Source organism: Amycolatopsis sp. cg13 (assembly GCF_041346965.1).
GTDB lineage: Bacteria > Actinomycetota > Actinomycetes > Mycobacteriales > Pseudonocardiaceae > Amycolatopsis.
This window is the reverse complement of sequence record NZ_CP166848.1, coordinates 2,538,750-2,557,302: the sequence shown is the minus strand read 5'-3', so window position 1 is coordinate 2,557,302 and position 18,553 is coordinate 2,538,750. Positions and strand designations below refer to the sequence as shown.

Below are 18,553 nucleotides of genomic sequence, written 5' to 3'. Positions count from 1 at the left end.
ATGCGTAAAGCCCGTATCGCGGCGTTGCTGACCCTGGTCGGCCTCGGCATCGCGATGTCCCCCGCCGTCACCGCCGACGCGGGCCAGACCAGCACCTGGTGCACCAAGAAAGAGCAGGTCGCGATCCTCGGCACGTCCGCCGACACCGGTTACGGCACCACGGGCTACAAGTCCACTACGGACACTTACGCGCCGACCGCCTACGGCTGGACCACGAAAATCGCCAACGACCTCCACGCCCAGTGGAACACCACGACGAAGAACTACGCGCACAACGGCGCGATGGCCACCGACTACCTCCCCGGCGGCCGCTGGCCCGACACGACCGGCGCGCTCGCCGACCTCACGCAACGCCAGCCCGACCTGGTCCTCGTCGACCTCGGCGGCAACGAACTGATCTCGCAGACCGACCCGGCGGTCTTCAAGGCGAACCTCGGCAAGGTCATCGACAACATCCGCACCGCCCGGCCCGGGGTCGACATCCTGCTGTCGATCTACGCCGAGCTGAAGTGGACGCCCAACCCGTGGGGCGGCCAGACGCAGAAGTACTTCTGGTCGCAGTACGCGACGTCGATCTACCAGACGGCGGTCGAGAAGGGCACCGCGCTGGTCGATCTGCGGCAGTACATCCCGCCGGCCGGGTCGGCGAACCTGCCCAACCCGAGCCCGTGGCTGGCCGACAACGTGCACCTGAACGACGCGGGGAACCTCGCCGAGTACGGGATGTGGTGGGGGTGGACGTCGAGCCTGGGGAGCATTTGCTGAAAGGTCCGTGAGGGGAACCCCGAGGGAATCAGATTCCGTCAGGGTTCCCCTCACGGCTCGGCGGTCAGCCGCGCGGGATCGCCCTCGCCGACTGCGGTGGCGGAACGCGCCGGCGGGGTCGCGTTGCCGCTGCTCACGGCGTTTCCGCAGGTCAATGGGGGTGGCGTAACCTCGGCGTAATCAAAATCCAGGTAGCGTCCCCGACGTGGTGACTATGCAGCGGAGGGCGGAACGGGCCCGGCAGATGGCCGACGGCCTGCGGCAGCGGATCGTCTCGGGCGAGGTCGGCGAGTTGCTGCCGAGCGAGCGCGCGCTGGGCGAGTGGTTCGGCGCGTCGCGGAACGTCGTGCGGGAAGCGCTCGCCCTGCTGCGGGACGAAGGGCTCGTCGAACGCCGACAGGGCGTCGGGACGCTGGTGGTGCGCCCGAAGTACGGCCACGGCCTCGACCGGTTGTCCGGGCTGGCGGAGGCGCTCGAAGGGCACGGCGAGGTCGTGAATGAGGTGCGAACGGCCGAGACGGTCGCCGCGCCGCCCGCGGTCGCGCAGCGGCTTGGCCTGGCGGCGGGGGAGAAGGTCGTGCACCTGGAACGCGTCCGGCGGCTCGGCGGCGTGCCGTTGTCGCTCGACTCGACGTACCTGGTGGCGGATCTGGGGATTCCGTTGCTGGACAAGGATTTGGCGCACCGGGATCTGTTCGCCTTGCTGGAGGAGACGAACGGCATCCGGCTGGGACGGGCGGAGGTGGAGGTCCACGCGGTGTCGGCTGGGCCGGATACGGCTGCGTTGCTGGAGATCGCGCCGGGGACCGCGGTTTTCGCGCTGGATCGGCTGACTCGGTTGCCGGACGGGCGACCGGTGGACGCGGAGTGGCTGCACATTCGCGCGGATCGGTTGACGTTGCGGGCGACTTTGCGGCGCGGAGCGGTGTGATTCGGGTGACACACCGCGGTTTCTGGCGACGCACCGGGCGCACGCCGGTGGGTGCGGGCGACCTCGCGGCGGAGCACAGACGAGAGAAAGACTTCCGGAGGCAGCCGAAATGATCCCCGCGCTCATCGTCACCGGATTGCTCGCCGGGATCGGCATCACCGCGGTCGGGCCGGGCGGGGTGCTCGCGACCGTCGGGCTGTTCGTCTTCACCTCGCTCACCCCAGCGCAAGTAGCCGGGACAGCGATCGTCACGCACGTGGCCACCGGGATCCTCGGCAGCGCCGCCTTTGTCCATTCCGGACAGTTGCGCGAGCCCGAAACCCGGCGCTTAGCAGGGGTTCTCGCAGCAGTCGCGGTGGTGGGCACACCGCTCGGAGTACTGCTCAACTCCTGGGTGTCCACAAAGGCCTTCGGAATCGTGCTCGGCGGATTCGCGCTCGTCGTTGCGGTGTTCGTCGGGTTGAAGGGACGGGAGCGGGCCGTCGGGCTGCCGCTCGCGGGTGCGATCGGGGCGGGAGTCGCGGTGGTGGCGGGGCTGGTCGGCGTCGGTGGGCCGATGCTCGCGGTCCCGTTGCTGGTCGTCGCAGGGATGCCGGTGCTGGGGGCGCTCGCGGCGGCGCAGGTGCAGTCGGTGGTGATCGCCAGCGTCGGGACGCTCGGGTACGTCCTGCACGGAGCGGTCGACTGGCGGCTGGCGGCGATCGTCGGGATTCCGGAGCTGGCGGGCGTGTTGATCGGCTGGCGGATCGCGCACGCGTTGCCGACCAAGACGCTCAAGGCCGCGCTGATCGCGGTCCTGGTCGGGATCGCGCCGTATCTCGCGTTCCACGGCTGAAGCCGGGCGGCTCCGAAAGGGAACCACCCGGCTTCAGAAAGAACTACCGGTCGAAGGGAAGCTCCATGACCGCTCCCGAAACTGGTTTCCCGGCCCGGACGGTGGTCAGTTCCGAAGTGGACAGAGCGCGTCGGTAGAGGCGTGCGTCGTCCAGTGCGCCGGTCAGGTGCTGCGCGCCGTCGAGGCGTTCACCAAGCCACAGCTGGAACGAGACGGTCTGGGTGACCGAACCCGGGGAGTCCGGGCCGGACGCCGCCACCGCGCCGTCGACCAGGATCCGGAGCTGGCCGCCCGAACGCTGGAGCGCCACGTGGTGCCATTTCTGATCGTCATACGCCGATTGCGTGGTCACCGACTTGCTTCCGGCGGCGGTGGTCATCATCGCGATCAGCCGGTGTGACGAGGGCTCGGCGCGCAGCCAGAGCTGCGGTGCGGTCGAGCCCATTCCGCCTAGCCACAGGATGGGTTGCGGATCCGTTGAAGCACCGTATTTAACCCAGGTGGAGAAGGTGAAGTCGCCGGAACCGACCAACTGCGCTGGCGAGTACGGAACTCGGACGAAGCCGTTCTTCAGTTCCACAGCCTTGCCGAATTTGCCAGCGACGGTACTGGCATCGCCGAGCACGCGCGCGGGCTGTCCACTTGCGACGTCCGGAGTGGACACTCCAGGCGAGCGCTTCCAGCCGAGGTAGTTCTCGTCGAAGCGGGCGAAGCGGATCTCGTCGCGGGCGTCCACCGCGCCGCCTTCGTACATCAGGCCGATCTTCGCGTTCTTGTCCTGCGGGCCGCTCAGCTGGACCAGATCGGAGTAGCCTGACCAGTCCGTGGTGATCCGCGTGCCCTGGTCGGCGTTTTCCCACGTGCGACCGTCGTCATAGGACGAACGGATGGTCATCCAGCGCCGCCGGTCGGTGTCCGCGGGAGAGGCGAAGAGGATCCGCTTGCCGCCGGGACGGTCGAGGCGCAGCAGCGAACCTTGCACCATCGGCGTCACGAGATCGGGAATGGTGGTGAAGCGCTGGGCGAAGGTCTCGCCGCCGTCGCGGCTCAGGGCGTAGTCGCGGTTGCCGATGTCGGTGCCGCTCTGTTCGCGGCCGCCCGCGTAGATGGTGCCGTCCGGCAGTTCGACGACGCTGACTTCCGACGGTTTTTGTGTGAAGGTGCCGCCTACGGGATGCAGGTAGTTGTCGACAGCGCCGACGTGCCAGGAGGAACCTCCGTCGTCGCTGTAGATGAGTCCGGCGTAGTTTTCGACGGAATTGGTGCCGTCACTGCGTTCGGCGTTCACGCCGAAGACGAGCCGGCCCGCGTGGCGGCCGTGCTGGAGCTGGATGCCGTGCACCGGACCTGAGGCGTACCAGGAATCCCACGCGGGCAGCTTCGCTTGCGCGCTGATGTCGACCGGCGTGGACCAGGTGCGGCCGTCGTCGGTACTGTACTGCGAGTGCGGTGTGCGCGGGCACGGCACGGAGCAGCCCTTGTCGTCGGTGCGGCCCTTGTTGTATGTGGTGATCAGGATGATCCGGCCGGTCTTGGTGTCCACAATGGGCACTGGGTTGCCGTGAGTGTCCCCGCCGCCGCGGTTGACCACCTGCAGCGGCGACCAGGTGGTGCCGCCGTCGGTCGACCGCTTCAGCACCAGATCGATGTCGCCGGTGTCGCCGCAGTTGTCCTTGCGGCCCTCGGCGAAGGCCAGCAGCGTGCCGTGTGTGCTGCGGACGATCGCTGGGATGCGGAAGCAGGCGTATCCGGTTTCCTGATGCGGGTTGAAGAGCGCTTTCTGATCGAACTGCGGGGCGGCCTGCGCTGAAGCGGGCGCGAGAAAAGCCAGCAGCACGAACGCCAGCAGCACGCGAAGGGCGGTTCTCATCTGGTCTCCGTTCCGAACTGTCCGGAAAGGACGGCCACGCCGTGCGCGGCCAGTTCCACTTCGGACGATGGCTGAGCGGGATCGGTGAGCAAATCTGTACCGGGCGAAGGAAGGGAAACAGTGACGGCTTCGGCGTTGTGGTTGAGCAGGAACAAATAGTCGTCGAAACCGTGCCGCACGATCGCCTGGACGCCGTCCGGCAGACCGGGCAGCACCGGCGAAACTCCGGCCTCGGCGGTGATCCGGTCGAAGAGCGTGCGCATGACGTCCGCGTCCGGCCGGGTGCCGAGGTACCACGCGACGCCCGCGCCGAACTCGTGCCGCGTGATGGCGGGCCGACCGGCGAGCGGGCCTTCGGCGAAGGTGGCGACGACGTCCGCGCCTTCGGATTCGATCCATTCGGACCAGATCGTCGCGCCGACAGTCTCACCGTCGAGGTCGAGGGTCGTGGAACCGCCTTCGGGCAGCGGCCAGAATTCGTCGACGCGCAGACCGAGAATGTCGCGCAGCGGAGCGGGATAGCCGCCGGTGTACACCCGGTCGTTCTCGTCGGCGATGCCGGAGAAGAACGAGACCACCAGATGCCCGCCGCCCTCCACATAGGAGCGGAGATTGGCCGCGACCGCACTGTCCATCAGGTACAGATTGGGCACCACGACGAGCTTGTACCCGGAAAGGTCCTTCGCCGGATGCAGGACGTCGCAGGTCACGTTCGCGTCGAACAGCGGCGCGTAATGGGCGAGGTGCGTTTCGAGCTGGTCGAGGTCGTCCGAGGGATGCGAGTTCAGCTCCAGCGCCCACCAGTTGTTCCAGTCGTGCAGGAAGGCGACGTCGGCCCGCACCCTGGATCCCGCGAGCTGCCGCACCGTGGCCAGTTCCTGGCCGAGGTCGCGGACGCCCTGGAAGATGCGGGTTTCCGGGCCGCCGTGCGGCACCATCGCGGAGTGGAACTTCTCCGCGCCGCCTGAGGTCTGCCGCCACTGGAAGAACAGCACCGCGTCGGCGCCGCGGGCGACCGCCTGCCAGCTGTCCAGCCGCATGGTTCCCGGCGGCTTCGGGCCGTTGCGGGTGCGCCAGTTGACCGCGCTCGGGGCTTGTTCCAGGAGCAGCCACGGCTGACCGTCCTTAAGGGACCGGACGAGGTCGTAGGCGAACGCCGCTTCCACGTGCGAGCGCGGATCGTGCGGGTCGGGATAGGAGTCGAGGCTCACCACGTCCTCGTGCGGCACCCACCGGTGCCAGTCGAGCGACTTCTGCACGCGGCCGACGAAGTTCGTCGTCACCGGGACGTCCGGCGTGATGCGGGCGAGCACCTCGCGCTCGTTGAGGTAGCAGCCGAGCGACGCGTCGGAGGAGAACCGGTGGAAGTCCAGCTGCTGCGCCGGGTTCGGGAAGGTCGGCGCGACGCGCGGCGGCTGCACCTCGGCGAAATCGGAGTACCTCTGTGACCAGAAAGTCGTGCTCCAGGCTTCGTTCAGCGCCTCGATGCTGCCGTAGCGTTCGATGAGCCAGCGCCGGAAGTCCACAGCGGACTCATCGCAGTAGCAGGCCCGAATATGGCAGCCGAACTCATTGCCGATGTGCCACATTTCCAGCGCCGGATGCCCGGCGTACCGAGTGGCGACCTGTTCCACCAAGCGTGCGGCGTGCTCGCGGAACACCGGACTGGACGGACAGAACTGCTGCCGCGCACCGGCGGACAGCCGCGTGCCGTCCGCGCGCACCGGCAAAATTTCCGGATATTGATGCGAAAGCCACGGCGGCGGAGAGGCCGTCATAGTGGCGAGACAGGCCCGGACCCCGCCGGCAGCGAGGTTGTCCATCACCGTGTCGAACCAGCCGAAATCGAATTCCCCGGGTCGCGGTTCGACCTGTGCCCAGGAGAAAATCCCGACCGTCACCATCGAAACCGACGCCTCGGCCATCAGTTTCAGATCTTCCGCCCACACGTCGGGCGACCAATGCTCGGGGTTGTAATCCCCGCCGTAGTACAGCCGATCCATCAGAGGAGACCCGCTTCCGCTAGCTTTCCCTTGATCTGCAGCAGTTCGTCGTCGTTGAGGGGGAGTTGCGGCGGTGCCATCACCGCGTTGTCGATAAATCCGCGCATCTTCATCGACGCCTTGAACGCGCCGAGCGCGGCCGAACCGCGGCCCATCCGGTCCGGCGGGGCGACGTCGGTGATGCTGAACAGCGTCAGCAGCCGTTCCTGTTCGCGCCGCGCGGCCTGCGGGTTGCCGCCGCGGAAGTGGTCGTAGATCAGCACATAGCCGACCGGGTCGACGTTCCCGAGCCCCGGCACCGCGCCGTCCGCGCCCTGGGCGAGCGCGGCGTCCACGAGCAGTTCGGAGCCGGTGAACACGGCGAAGTGCTCCAAGCCGCGTTCCCGGCGCTGCTGCAGCACCAGGCGGAACCCGGCCTCGTCGCCGCTGGAATCCTTGAGCCCGGCCACAACGCCGTCCGCGGCGAGGTTCAGCACCATGTCGCGGTCGAGCTTCGTGTGCACGGCCATCGGGATGTCGTAGGCGAAAATCGGCAGCGACGTCCGCTCGTGCAGCAGCCGGAAATGCCGGTCGATCTCCGCGACGTGCGTGCGGGTGTAGTACGGCGCGGTCACCACGATCGCGTCCGCGCCGGCCGCTTCGGCGGTCTTCACGTGCTCCGCGACGCGCAGGGTCGTCATGTCGATACAGCCGGCGAGCACCGGGACCCGGCCGGCGACCTGGTCGACCGCGGTTTCGACGGTGATCCGGCGCTGGTCGTCGGGCAGGAAGGCGACCTCGCTGGACGATCCGAGCACGAAGATCCCGTGCACGCCGGCGTCGAGCTGGAATTCGATGTGCCGCCGCAGCGACGCGGTGTCCACGGTGAAATCGTCGTGGAACGGCGTGCACAGCGGCGGGATGATGCCGGCGAACTTGGGCGCAGTCATGAGGCAGTCACTCCGATTTCTGGGTGGATGCAGCGGTAGGTGTGCTCGTCCGGCCCGGACTGCGGTGGCAAGGCCAGGGAGCATTCGTCGGTGGCTTTCGGGCAGCGCGTGTGGAACGGGCAGCCGGGCGGCGGCGCGGTCGCCGAGGGCACGGGTCCGCTGAGGACGATCGGTTCCACCGGGTGCAGCAGGCTCGGCGTCGCCGAGAACAGCGCCCGGGTGTACGGGTGGTGCGCGTGGTGCGGCAGTTCGGCGGCCGGGGCCTGTTCGACGATCCGGCCGAGGTACATCGTCACGATGCGGTCGCTCATCCGGCGCACGGTCTGGATGTCGTGCGACACGAACACCATCGCGAGCTCGAGCTGTTCGCGCAGTTCCAGCAACAGGTTCAGGATCTGCGCGCGCACTGAAACGTCCAAAGCGGACGTCGGCTCGTCGGCCACCAGCAATGCCGGTCGCAGCGCGAGGGCACGGGCGATCGCCACGCGCTGCCGCTGTCCGCCGGACAGTTGCGACGGCAGCGCATCGGCCACACTGGACGGCAGCCCGACGAGGTTCATCAGCTCCCGGACCCGTTCCGCGCGCTCCTCGGCCGTGCCGACCTGGTGCACGTCGAGCGGATCGCGCAGGATCTTCGCGACCGGCAGCCGCCGGTTCAGCGCGGTCGACGGATCCTGGAAGATCATGCCGACCGTGCGGCCCAGTTCGGCCGGACGCAATGCGGACAGCGGTTGTCCTGCGTAGCGAACCGTGCCGGAAGTCGGCTTCTGAAGTCCGACCAGCACTTTGGCCAAAGTGGACTTTCCGCAGCCGGATTCGCCGACCACGCCAACAGTTTCGCCCTTCGCGATGGCCAGTGTGGCGTCAGTGAGCGCATAGACTCGGTCATGTCCGAACAGGCCTGACCCGCGGATTTTGTGCACCACGTGCACACCGTCGACCTCGACGAGGCTCATGCCTGCACTCCTTCCGCCATCGCCGCGACCGGGTTCTCCGCGGGGTAGTGGCAGGCCACGAGATGTCCTTCGCCCGCCGGTTCAGGTGCGACCTCGAAGCAGTGCCCGCGCGCGGCCGGACAGCGGCTCGCGAACCGGCAGCCGGGCGGGAAGTCGGCCGGTGCCGGCACGACACCCTTGATCTGGGTGAGCTTCGCTTCGTTCTCCTCCAGCGACAGCACCGCGCTGAGCAGGCCGCGGGTGTAGTGGTGCTGCGGCGCACCGACGACGGCCGCGGTCGCCCCGGTCTCGGCGACCTGCCCGCCGTACATCACGACCACCCGGTCGGCGATGTCGGATATCAGCGCGAGGTCGTGAGATACCAGCACCAGCGCGAAACCGAGTTCCTCCTGCAGCCGCAGCAAAAGCGCCATGATCTGCGCCTGCACGGTCACGTCGAGCGCCGTCGTCGGCTCGTCCGCCACGATCAATTTCGGGCTGCGAGACAGCGCCATCGCGATCAACACGCGCTGCCGTTGCCCGCCGGACAGTTCGTGTGGGTACGCCCGCAACGTCCGGCCCGGATCGAGATTGACCAGTTCCAGCAACTCCTCCGGCGTGCGCGTGCCGCCACGCCGAGTGAACTGCTTGAGCTGCGCGCGGATCGTCATCGCCGGGTTCAGCGAGCTGAGCGCGTCCTGGTACACCATCGCCAGGTCGTGCCCGAGGTGCCGGCGGCGGACGCTCGGCTTCATGGTGAGCAGGTCGTCGCCCGCGAACCGGATCTCGCCGCTGAGGCGCGCGGCATCCGGCTGCAGTCCCATGATCGACAGCGCGGTGAGCGACTTCCCGCACCCCGATTCGCCGATCAGCCCCAGCACCTCGCCGGAACGGACCGAAAAGGACACTCCGTCGACCACGTTCACGCCGTTGTGCCGATCCGGGAACGAGATCGCGAGATTCTCCACCGCCAGCACGGTTTCCCGGCCGGACAGATCCCTCGCCTTGGCTGCCAGCCGTTGCCCGGCTTCGCGCAGACCACGCAGCGGCAGCACCGCAGCGGTGATCTCCGGGGCCAGTTCGATCTGCTGTGCCGCTTCGGCCGCCTTCGCGGTGCGCGCCGACGGCGCGGCCCAGGCGTCGGAAATGCCCTCGGAGAGAATGTTCAACGCCAGCACGGTGGCCAGGATCAGCAGGCCGGGGAACAACGTCGCCCACCAGCCGCCGGTCAGCACGAGGTCCTTGCCGTCCGCGAGTACTGAACCCCACGACGGGTCGGGCGGCTGGATCCCCGCGCCGATGAACGACAGCGACGCCTCGAACACGATCGCGTCCGCCACCGTCACCGTGCAGTACACGAGGATCGGCGCGGCGCAGTTGACCGCGACGTGTCGGGCGAGGATGAACAGCCGTTTCGCGCCGATCACCCGCTCGGCCGCGACGTAGTCCTCGCCGTATTGCGCGAGCACGTTCGCCCGCACGACCCGCGCCACCGGGGCCATGTTGAGGAAGCCGATGGCGAGGATCAGCACGAGGATGCCGCGCCCGAACACCGCCACCAGCACCGCGGCGAGCGCGATGCCGGGGAAGGCCATCAGGACGTCGAGGACCCGCATGACCAGTCCGTCGACCCGGCGGCCGGACGTCGCCGCGAACGATCCGACGATGATGCCCGCGACCAGCGCGAGCAGGGTCGCGCCGAGACCGATCGCGAGCGACCAGCGGGTGCCCGCGACCAGCCGGGAGAAGATGTCGCGGCCGGACTGGTCGGTGCCGAACCAGTGCGCCGCGCTGGGCCCGCCGGTGTCGGTGCTGAGCAGGTCCGGATTGTGCGTGGCCACGACGGTGCCGAGGACCGCGACGAGCCCGAGCACGATCAGCACGGCCAGCGCGATCCAGGAGGACAGGGGCAGCCGCCGGAACCGGACGCCGGGCTGCGAGAGCCGCGCGGTGAGGTTCGGGCGGAGGACCGGGCGCATCACGAGCGGCTCCGCGGACGGGGGTTGGCGACGGGGCAGAGCACGTCGGCGAGAAGGTTCGGGCGCGTCACGAGCGGCTCCGCAGACGGGGGTTGGCGACGAGGTAGAGCACGTCGACGATCAGGTTCACCAGCACGAACCCGGCCGCGATGGTGATGACGAAGCCCTGCACCTTGGCGGTGTCGCCGTCCTGCACGGCCTGGATCATGTTCTGGCCCATGCCCGGCAGCGCGAACATCGTCTCGATCACCACCGCGCCGCCGAGCAGGTAACCGACCCGCAAGCCGAGCACAGTCAGCGGGTTGACCAGTGCGTTGCGCAGCACGTTCCGCCCGACCACCACGACCGGCGGCAGCCCGCCGCCGCGCGCGGTGCGCACGTAGTCCTTGTCGAGTTCCTCGACCATCGACGTCCGGATCACCCGGGTCAGCTGCGCCGCGACCGGCGCGGACAGCGCGATCGCGGGCAGCGTCAGCGAGTTCAGCCAGCCGGAGAACGAATCCGCCGGGCTGACGTAGCCGCTGGTGGGGAACAGTCCCTTGCCCACGGCCAGCCACTGCACCAGCAGCAGCGCGATCCAGAACGCCGGCGCGGCGACCCCGGCGAGCGTCACGAATCGGATCAAGTGGTCCGGCCAGCGGCCGCGGAACAACGCCGAGGTCACGCCGAGCACGACCGAGACGACGAGCGCGAGCGCCAGGCCCAGCAAGGTCAGCTGCAGGGTGAGCGGGAGCGCGGTGGCGATGGTCTGGCCCACCGGCTCCTTGGTGATCACACTCGTGCCGAAATCGCCCTGCAGCAGATGCCACACGAAATGCACGTACTGCAGCGGCAACGGGTCGAGCAGGCCGTTCTGCTCACGGAACTGCTGGAGCTGATCGGCGGTGGCGTTGGCTCCGTTGAACGCGGCCATCGCCGGGTCGACCGGCGAGAACCGCATCACGATGAACACGAACAGGATCACGCCGAGCAGCAGCGGGATCAAGGCGAGGATGCGGCCGGCCAGCATCCGCACGACGACGGTCACTTCGAGCGCCTCCCGTCAGACCGGTTTGGCCTGGTTGAGGTAGATGCCCGGGTAGCCCTGGGCACGCACGCCGCTGATCGCCTTCGGGTCCCACGCGGTGCCCATCTGCGTGAAGACGATCGGATAGATCACCGCCTGCTCGGAAATCTGGTCGAGCAATTGCTTGTACAGCCCGTTCCGCTTCGTTTCGTCGGTTTCCGCGGCGGCCTTGTCCTGCAGCGCCAGCAACGCGGTGGCGTCGTCGCCGCTCCAGCGCGCGTACTTCGTCATGAGCACCGATTGCGCGTCGTAGTAATAGCGGATCAGCAGGTCCGGGTCGTTGCCGAACTGCAGCGGGTTGTTCGTGGTGGCCACGACCTGGAAGTCGTCGCCGTTGTCCAGTTTGGAGAACAGCGCCTTGGTGTCCTGGGAGTCCAAAGTGGTCTGCACGCCGATCGCGTCCCAGCCCTCCTTGATCACCTTGACGCAGTCGAGCACCAGCGAGGTGTTCGTTGTGGACAACGAGATCTTCAGGCCGCTGACACCCGCTTCGGCGAGCAGTTGCTTCGCCTTTTCCGGGTTGAAGTTGAAGTCCTGCGCCGCGGGCTGTGAACCGGGCAGTTTCGGGTTGATGAACGAGGTGCCCGCGGTGCCGGTGCCGCGCAGGCCGATCTCGATCATCTTCTTCTTGTCGATCGCGTAATGCAGCGCCTGGCGGACCCGCTTGTCGGCGAACGGCGAGTGCTTGGTGTTGAAGAGCAGGAACAGGTTGTTGCCGCCGTCGGCGAATTCGACCGTGCGGCCCGCCTTGCGCAGCTGCTCGGCGTTGGCGGGCGGGATGTTCTCGGCGATCTGCGCGTCCGGCTTGGCCCCGGAGATCGCCGCGACGCGCGGCGCGGAATCCACAATGGACTTCCAGAGCATCTTGTCGTACGCGGCCGGGCGCGGGCCGTTGTAGTCGGCGAACTTCTCGAACGAGGTGTGCGACAGCGGGGCCTGCTCGGTGATCTTGTACGGCCCGGAGCCGACGACCTTGCCCGCGGCGGCGGCCTTCCAGTTGTTCTCGAAGACGTGCTTGGGCACGATCTTGCAGATCTGGATCCGCTGCAGCGCGTACGGGAAGGCGAACTTCAGGCTGAACTCCACCGTCTTCGCGTCGACCTTGGTGACCGACTCCAGCCACTGCGAGAAGAAGCTGTGGATGAGAACGTTTTCCTTCGGGTCGAGCACGCGGGCGTAGGTGAACACCACGTCGTCGGCGGTCACCGGCTGTCCGTCGTGCCACTTCGCGCCGTCCCGGATTTCGAAGCGCAGCTTGGTGCTCTTGAGGTCCGTCGGCAGCGCCTTGGCCAAGCCGGGGAAGGGTTCCCGGGTGACCGGGTCGCCCTCGACGAGCGACTCGTAGCTGTGCAGGATCGCCGCCATCGCGAACGCCGACGCGGTCTGCAGCGGGTCCCAGGTCTGGTTGTTGCCGTACCCGATCACCGCGGTGACGGAACCGGACGAACTTCCGGTTTTGTTGGTCGACGCGGGACCGCCGCACGCGGCGAGCGTCGACGAAACCGCTGCGGCAGCCCCGGCGAGGCCGGCGTAGCGCAGCAGTGCGCGCCGGTTGAACTGAGTCCCCATGGCGGTTCGGGACATGGCGTCTCCTGACTTGATGCGGTGTTCCACCCAGAAAGCATCGAGAAGTAGGACGTGGGACGTCCTATGACTTGCCGGAACCCTAAGTCCCGTTCCCGCCCCGGTCAAGAGGCTTGTTCCCACCCGCGCGGGTGCAGCGGCACAAGCCGATCATGACGTAGGATGTCCTCCGATGGCGACGTGCCAGTGCAAGAAAGACATCCGGGAGACACGTGTGGCGCGCCCGCAACGCAGCGAAGAGATCACCAAGCAGATCATCGACCTGATCGTCGACCGGCAGCTGCCGACCGGCGCGCCGATGCCGACCGAGCTGAGCCTCGCCGACGACCTCGGGGTCAGCCGGAATTCGATCCGGGAGGCGGTCAAGGCGCTGCAGGCGCTCGGCATCGTCGAGGTCCGGCACGGCTACGGCACGTTCGTCGGCTCGGCCGGGTCGGAGGCGCTGCAGACGTGGCTGCTCTTTCGCACGCGCAGCCGCGGCAGCACCGACGCCGGACGGCTGCGCGACCTGCTCGAGGTGCGCGAGATGATCGAAACGGAGCTGACCAGCCGGGTCGCGCGCGATCATCGGCCGGAGCTGATCGGCGAGCTGCAGGCGTGCGTCGCGCGGATGCGCCGCAAAGGTCCGGACGCGGCGGTGGCCGACCGGGAGTTCCACGATCTCATCTGCGCCGAGGCGGGTTTCGATCTGGCGCGCGAGCTGACCGGATTGTTCTGGGATGTCTACCGGGCGGCGGAGGGCGAAATGGGCGGTCCGGTGTCGTCGGCCCCGGCCACCGCGAAACGGCACCAGGCGATCGTGGACGCGCTCGTGAGCGGAGATGCGGAGGCCGCCGCGCACGCGGTGCACCGGCATTTCGACGAGGTGCGCAAGCGCGCGAAAGCCGGCCGTTACGGCGGCTTCGGCGAGGCGCGGCCCGCGGTATCCGGTTCGGCCGCCAGCTGATTGTGGTTATCTGGAGAAGTGACGACTCCGGAGATCGCTTTCCTGCCGCCGTCCGCCGCCGAGGACGCCGCGCTGGTGGCTCTGCTGACCGAGCTGGTGAACACCGTCTACGCGAAGGCTGAGGCCGGGTTGTGGGCTGGTTCGGCCGGTCGGACCAACGCCGCGGAGATGGCCGGGCTGGTCCGCGCGGGCGAGATCGCGGTCGCCCGGCTCGCCGGGGACGTGGTGGGTTCGGTCCGGATTCAGCGGCTGGCCGAGGATCTGGGGGAGTTCGGCCAGCTCGCCGCGTCGCCGGAGGTGCGCGGCGCGGGGATCGGTCGCGAGCTCGTGCGGTTCGCGGAGGAGCACTGCCGGGCTGCCGGGTGTACGCGGATGCAGCTTGAGCTGTTGGTGCCGCGGGAGTGGACGCATCCGTCGAAGGAGTTCCTCTCGCAGTGGTACACCCGGCTCGGGTACCGGGTGGTGGAGACGTCGACGATCGACGGGCCGCATCCGGAGCTGGCTCCGCTGCTCGCTACTCCGTGCGATTTCTTGATCTGGCACAAGGATCTCGGCTGATCTTGGTCCCGGAATTCCGTCCGGTTTTGTCCTGGTGTCAATTCTGACCAGGTGGTAGAAATTGGCGAAAGCCCTCTATCGCTGGGAGTTGGCATGGGTGGACCTTCGGTGCAGCTGTACTCGGTGCGCGACGCGTTCGCGGCTGATCCGGACGAGACGTTGCGGCGGCTGGCTGCGATCGGGTTCCGCCGAGTCGAGCCGTACGGGGTGGTGGAGAACGTCGAGGCGCTTCGGGCGGGGCTGTCCGCACATGGGTTGAGTGCGCCTACCGCGCATGCTGCGTTGGTGGGGAAGGATTTGGCGGCCGTTTTCGCCGCGGCTCGGGAGCTGGGGATCGGGGTCGTGATCGAGCCGTTGGTTCCTGCTGAGCGGTGGGGGAGTTTGGCGGATATTGCTGATACCGCGTCGGCGCTCAATGCCGCGGCTGAAGTCGCGGCGGGATATGGGGTTCGGGTCGGCTACCACAATCATTGGTGGGAGCTGGAATCGCGATTCGACGGGCGTAGTGCGTTGGAGGTGTTCGCGGATCGGCTTTCTCCGGAGGTTGTGCTGGAGGTCGATGCTTACTGGGCTACTGCGGGTGGGGAGGATGCGCCTGCGCTGCTGCGGCGGTTGGGGGAGCGGGTGTGCGCGATCCATGTGAAGGACGGGTCGTTGGCTGTCGACGCTTCGGGGCAGGTGCCTGCGGGGCAGGGACGGGTGCCGATGCGGTCGGTGCTTGATGCGGTTCCGGGGGCGTTGCGGGTGGTGGAGTTTGATCAGCACGAGGATGTTTTCGGGGGTATTGCTGACAGTTTCGCTTATCTCGCTGGGGTGGGTGCGTGACTGTCGGGGTCGGGATTGTCGGGGCGGGATTTATCAGTGATACGTATTTGGAGAATCTGACCGCGTTTCCGGATCTTCGGGTGGTAGCGGTTGCCGATCTCGATGTGGAGCGGGCTTCTGCGCAGGCTGCGAAGTACGGGGTTCCTCATGGTGGGTCGGTGGCGGAGCTTCTTGCGTCGCCGGAGGTTGAGATCGTCGTGAATTTGACTGTGCCCGCGGTGCACGTCGAGGTGAGTCTCGCGGCGGTGGAGGAGGGGAAGCACGTGTGGACGGAGAAGCCGATCGGGTTGGATCGGCAGTCCGTGCGGCAGTTGCTTGACCGGGCGGCGGAGAAGGGGGTTCGGGTGGCCGGGGCGCCGGACACCGTGCTTGGTGCCGGGCAGCAGACTGCTTTTCGTGCGCTGGAAGCTGGGCGGATCGGGGTGCCTTTTACCGCGTTGGCGTTGTTTCAGACGCCCGGGCCGGAGAGCTGGCATCCTGCACCGGAGTTTCTGTACCAGGTCGGGGGTGGGCCGTTGCTGGATATCGGGCCTTATTACTTGACGCAGTTGGTGCAGGTGTTCGGTTCTGTTCGCAAGGTTACCGGGATTGGCGGGCGGGGGCGGGAAACTCGGGTGATCGGGGCCGGTCCTCGGGCCGGGACTGAGTTTCCGGTTGCTGTGCCTACTTCGGTGAGTGCGTTGGTGGAGTTCGCGCGCGGGGGTAGTGCGCAGGTTGTGTTGTCGTTTGATTCCGCGTTGCGGCGTACTGGGGTTGTCGAGGTGACCGGTTCGCTCGGGACTGCGGTATTGCCTGATCCCAATCGGTTTGACGGTTCCACTGTGGTGCATGCCGGTGGGGAGTCGGAGGAGTTGGGCGCGGTGGGGCATTCGGCTTCTCGGGGTACGGGGGTTCTTGATTTGGCCCGGTCGGTTCGCGCGGGGGTGCCGGAGCGGGCTTCGGGGGAGTTGGCTTATCACGTGTTGGACGTGATGGTGGCTGTTGAGGAGTCCATGTCTCGGGGGGTGGGGGTTGAGGTGGCCAGTCGGGTGGAGGTGGCTTCGCCGTTGCCCGTTGAGTGGGATCCGTACGTGCGGACGTTGTAGGGCGGCTCGTCGCCTGGCGGCGACATTGCGCCCTGGGTGGGGCCACCACCCCGAAGCCCGATTGTGCTGACGGTTCGGGGGTGCTTGTCAAGGCGGGAAAGATGCCTTGACAAGCACCCCCGAACCGCAGGGAGGCTTCGTATCGGGGTGGGGGAGGGACTGGGTGCCTCGCTGGTTGGGCGCGTTGGCTGCGGTTCGCGGGTGGGCCGGGGCTAACGCCCCAATGCCGCATTGGGTGCGTGGGATGCACCCAACGCCACATTGGGGCGCGTTCCGGCGACGGACCGGTTGCGGGTCGTTCCCCTCACGGACAGCGGCGGCGCGATCGGCGGCCATTTGGGGCCAGATCTCCGGATTCCGCCTAATTCGGGAACAGCGGGACAGTCAGGAGAGTTTGCAGAGAGAGACGGAGGGAACCGACTACATCGACTTGCGTGGGGGTGGTGAGCCACTGGACCTGGAGGCCGTCCATCAGTCCGACGAAGGTGAGTGCCGCCAAGTCCGGGTCTACGCCGGGGCGCAGCTCGCCTCTTTCGGCGAGCGCGTGGAACGACTGGGCGATGCTGTCGCGGGCCTCGCGGTAATGGCGGGCGAAGTAGGCGTGCGCGGGATGGTCTTCGGAGACCGCTTCGGCGGCGAGGCGCGAGTACAGGTCGACGATGCCCCGGTGGCGGACGTTGTGTTCGGCCAGTGCGATGAAGCGGCGCAGGACATCCAAGCCAGGCGGGGTCGCGGTCAGTTGCTCACGGGCGGCGTCTTCGGCGTCTCGGCGTTCCAGGACCGCCGCGAGCAGGGCTTCCTTCGTCGGGAAGTGGTACAGCAAGCCGGCGTGGGTGATGCCGGCTCGTTTGGCGATTTCCCGCAGGGACGACGCGTGGTAGCCAGCTTCGCCGTACACCACGGCGGCCGCCGAAACGATGTCGTCGCGGCGGATTCTGCCCTTCAGGTAGCCCCCGCTCACGGGGCGGCGGTCAGGTCGGCTTCCACGCGCCCATCATGCCTCAGCCCGATTCTCCCCGCCCGCACCTGTGTTCCTGCCTGGACCCGACCCCCGAAGAGGAGCCGAGCCCGATGACCGAGCTCTCCCCGCCTCCGGTGCTGCCCCGCGCGGCCCGCGTCGCCACCTGGATCGTGTTCGCCCTCTGCGGGTTCGCGGTCGGCATGTGGGTGGTGCACATCCCGGTGATCGAGCGCGCGACCGGCGTCTCGCACACCGCGCTCGGGGCGTTGCTGCTGGTGCTCGGCGGGTCGGCGTTGATCGGGATGCAGGTCACCGGGCCGCTCGCGGACCGGTTCGGGCATCCGCGGGTCGTGTCCGTCGCGGGGGTGCTCGTGGGGGTCGCGGTGGTGTTGCCGGGGTTCGCGGCGAACTGGTGGACGCTCGGGCTGGCGCTCGCGGCGTTCGGGTTCTTCAACGGCTCGCTGGACGTCGCGATGAACGCGCACGCGGTGGTCGTGGAACGGGCTTACCCGCGGCCGATCATGGCCGCGTTCCACGCGATGTGGTCGATCGGCGGTGCGATCGCGGCGGTCGTCGGGGCGGCGGTGCTGGGGGCGGGCGTGCCGACGCTCGTGTCGCTCGGCGGTACCGGAGTGCTGTGCATCGTGGTTTCGCTGCTGGTCCGCCGGTATCTGCTCGATTCGTCGGACGAGGCAGCCGAGGAAACCGCCGAGGAAGCCAAACCGACGCGTACGCCCGCCCGCGTGGTGTGGTTGCTGGGTCTGCTGGCCTTCGCGCTGATGCTGTCCGAGGGCGTCGCGAACGACTGGGCCGCGTTGTATCTGCGCGACGGGCTGGGGACGTCCGAAAGCACCGCCGCCCTGGCTTACGGCTCGTTCGCGGTGGCGATGACCGTCGGCCGATTCGCGACCGACCGAGTAGCCGCGCTAGCCGGTCCGGTCGCTGTCGTGCGCTACGGAAGCGGGTTGGCCGCGCTGGGGCTCGCGATCGCGTCACTGGCGCCGTGGGTGCCGTTGTCGTTGTGCGGCTGGGCGTTGTTCGGGCTCGGGCTCTCCGGTGGTGTCCCGCAGCTGTTCACCGCGGCGGGCAACCTGGACAAGCGAGCGTCGGGTGCGCTGATGGCGCGGGTGGTCGGCGTCGGATACGTCGGGCTGCTGGCCGGTCCGGCGATCATCGGCGGGCTGGCGCACTGGGTGCCGCTGAACGTCGCGTTCCTGCTGCCGCTGGCGTTGTGCGTGGTGGCGGTGGTGTTCGCGCCGGTAATGAAGCCGCGCGGCTGAG

Annotated in this window: 16 protein-coding genes; 8 read left to right on the top strand and 8 right to left on the bottom strand. The window is 68.1% G+C overall.

Going from position 1 to position 18,553, the window contains the following annotated elements:
• The 3 genes from AB5I40_RS11485 (at nt 1) to AB5I40_RS11475 (ending at nt 2,531) form a co-directional block, all read left to right on the top strand.
• Complete coding sequence (locus AB5I40_RS11485; RefSeq protein ID WP_370938465.1) at nt 1-765, top strand: SGNH/GDSL hydrolase family protein; 765 nt, start codon at nt 1-3, stop codon at nt 763-765.
• A 214-nt stretch (nt 766-979) separates the two neighbouring features.
• Nucleotides 980-1,696, top strand: coding sequence for a GntR family transcriptional regulator (locus AB5I40_RS11480; protein WP_370940495.1), 717 nt, complete (start codon nt 980-982; stop codon nt 1,694-1,696).
• Nucleotides 1,697-1,805: 109 nt separating this feature from the next.
• A complete protein-coding gene (locus AB5I40_RS11475) occupies nt 1,806-2,531 on the top strand; it encodes a sulfite exporter TauE/SafE family protein (protein WP_370938464.1) in 726 nt (241 codons plus the stop codon).
• Nucleotides 2,532-2,574: 43 nt separating this feature from the next.
• On the opposite strand, the gene AB5I40_RS11470 is transcribed toward AB5I40_RS11475, so the two are convergent.
• The 7 genes from AB5I40_RS11470 to AB5I40_RS11440 form a co-directional block, all read right to left on the bottom strand.
• Nucleotides 2,575-4,401, bottom strand: a complete 1,827-nt coding sequence (locus AB5I40_RS11470; protein ID WP_370938463.1) for an exo-alpha-sialidase — start codon at nt 4,399-4,401, stop codon at nt 2,575-2,577.
• Nucleotides 4,398-6,404, bottom strand: coding sequence for a beta-galactosidase (locus AB5I40_RS11465; protein WP_370938462.1), 2,007 nt, complete (start codon nt 6,402-6,404; stop codon nt 4,398-4,400). Before AB5I40_RS11465 ends, AB5I40_RS11470 begins: the two co-directional genes overlap by 4 nt.
• Nucleotides 6,404-7,333 (bottom strand): dihydrodipicolinate synthase family protein, encoded by a 930-nt coding sequence (locus AB5I40_RS11460; protein ID WP_370938461.1) that lies wholly within the window; start codon nt 7,331-7,333, stop codon nt 6,404-6,406. The genes AB5I40_RS11465 and AB5I40_RS11460 overlap by 1 nt, the downstream gene beginning before the upstream one ends.
• Complete coding sequence (locus AB5I40_RS11455) at nt 7,330-8,289, bottom strand: oligopeptide/dipeptide ABC transporter ATP-binding protein (RefSeq protein ID WP_370938460.1); 960 nt, start codon at nt 8,287-8,289, stop codon at nt 7,330-7,332. The genes AB5I40_RS11460 and AB5I40_RS11455 overlap by 4 nt, the downstream gene beginning before the upstream one ends.
• Nucleotides 8,286-10,247 (bottom strand): dipeptide/oligopeptide/nickel ABC transporter permease/ATP-binding protein, encoded by a 1,962-nt coding sequence (locus AB5I40_RS11450; RefSeq protein ID WP_370940494.1) that lies wholly within the window; start codon nt 10,245-10,247, stop codon nt 8,286-8,288. Before AB5I40_RS11450 ends, AB5I40_RS11455 begins: the two co-directional genes overlap by 4 nt.
• Nucleotides 10,248-10,314: 67 nt before the next feature.
• Nucleotides 10,315-11,274 (bottom strand): ABC transporter permease, encoded by a 960-nt coding sequence (locus AB5I40_RS11445; protein WP_116204843.1) that lies wholly within the window; start codon nt 11,272-11,274, stop codon nt 10,315-10,317.
• 15 nt (nt 11,275-11,289) lie between these two features.
• A complete protein-coding gene (locus AB5I40_RS11440) occupies nt 11,290-12,897 on the bottom strand; it encodes an ABC transporter substrate-binding protein (RefSeq protein WP_370938459.1) in 1,608 nt (535 codons plus the stop codon).
• Nucleotides 12,898-13,111: 214 nt separating this feature from the next.
• Between AB5I40_RS11440 and AB5I40_RS11435 the strand changes: the two genes are divergently transcribed.
• From AB5I40_RS11435 to AB5I40_RS11420, 4 genes are all read left to right on the top strand, one after another.
• A complete protein-coding gene (locus tag AB5I40_RS11435) occupies nt 13,112-13,843 on the top strand; it encodes a FadR/GntR family transcriptional regulator (protein WP_370938458.1) in 732 nt (243 codons plus the stop codon).
• Nucleotides 13,844-13,861: 18 nt separating this feature from the next.
• Nucleotides 13,862-14,401 carry a GNAT family N-acetyltransferase gene (locus AB5I40_RS11430; protein ID WP_370938457.1) on the top strand — a complete coding sequence of 180 codons (540 nt, stop codon included), beginning with the start codon at nt 13,862-13,864 and terminating at the stop codon, nt 14,399-14,401.
• Between the two features lie 93 nt (nt 14,402-14,494).
• Nucleotides 14,495-15,226, top strand: a complete 732-nt coding sequence (locus tag AB5I40_RS11425) for a sugar phosphate isomerase/epimerase family protein (RefSeq protein WP_370938456.1) — start codon at nt 14,495-14,497, stop codon at nt 15,224-15,226.
• Nucleotides 15,223-16,311, top strand: coding sequence for a Gfo/Idh/MocA family protein (locus AB5I40_RS11420; protein ID WP_370938455.1), 1,089 nt, complete (start codon nt 15,223-15,225; stop codon nt 16,309-16,311). The genes AB5I40_RS11425 and AB5I40_RS11420 overlap by 4 nt, the downstream gene beginning before the upstream one ends.
• A gap of 361 nt (nt 16,312-16,672) precedes the next feature.
• On the opposite strand, the gene AB5I40_RS11415 is transcribed toward AB5I40_RS11420, so the two are convergent.
• Complete coding sequence (locus AB5I40_RS11415) at nt 16,673-17,272, bottom strand: TetR/AcrR family transcriptional regulator (protein WP_370938454.1); 600 nt, start codon at nt 17,270-17,272, stop codon at nt 16,673-16,675.
• A gap of 110 nt (nt 17,273-17,382) precedes the next feature.
• On the opposite strand from AB5I40_RS11415, the gene AB5I40_RS11410 reads away from it, so the two are divergent.
• Nucleotides 17,383-18,552 (top strand): MFS transporter, encoded by a 1,170-nt coding sequence (locus AB5I40_RS11410; RefSeq protein ID WP_344281449.1) that lies wholly within the window; start codon nt 17,383-17,385, stop codon nt 18,550-18,552.
• Nucleotide 18,553: the final 1 nt, after the last annotated feature.

Coding starts and splice junctions, on each gene's coding strand:
- AB5I40_RS11485 (WP_370938465.1), top strand. CDS start 1: ATGCGTAAAGCCCGTATCGCGGCGTTGCTGACCCTGGTCGGCCTCGGC.
- AB5I40_RS11480 (WP_370940495.1), top strand. CDS start 980: ATGCAGCGGAGGGCGGAACGGGCCCGGCAGATGGCCGACGGCCTGCGG.
- AB5I40_RS11475 (WP_370938464.1), top strand. CDS start 1,806: ATGATCCCCGCGCTCATCGTCACCGGATTGCTCGCCGGGATCGGCATC.
- AB5I40_RS11470 (WP_370938463.1), bottom strand. CDS start 4,401: ATGAGAACCGCCCTTCGCGTGCTGCTGGCGTTCGTGCTGCTGGCTTTT.
- AB5I40_RS11465 (WP_370938462.1), bottom strand. CDS start 6,404: ATGGATCGGCTGTACTACGGCGGGGATTACAACCCCGAGCATTGGTCG.
- AB5I40_RS11460 (WP_370938461.1), bottom strand. CDS start 7,333: ATGACTGCGCCCAAGTTCGCCGGCATCATCCCGCCGCTGTGCACGCCG.
- AB5I40_RS11455 (WP_370938460.1), bottom strand. CDS start 8,289: ATGAGCCTCGTCGAGGTCGACGGTGTGCACGTGGTGCACAAAATCCGC.
- AB5I40_RS11450 (WP_370940494.1), bottom strand. CDS start 10,247: ATGCGCCCGGTCCTCCGCCCGAACCTCACCGCGCGGCTCTCGCAGCCC.
- AB5I40_RS11440 (WP_370938459.1), bottom strand. CDS start 12,897: ATGTCCCGAACCGCCATGGGGACTCAGTTCAACCGGCGCGCACTGCTG.
- AB5I40_RS11425 (WP_370938456.1), top strand. CDS start 14,495: ATGGGTGGACCTTCGGTGCAGCTGTACTCGGTGCGCGACGCGTTCGCG.
- AB5I40_RS11410 (WP_344281449.1), top strand. CDS start 17,383: ATGACCGAGCTCTCCCCGCCTCCGGTGCTGCCCCGCGCGGCCCGCGTC.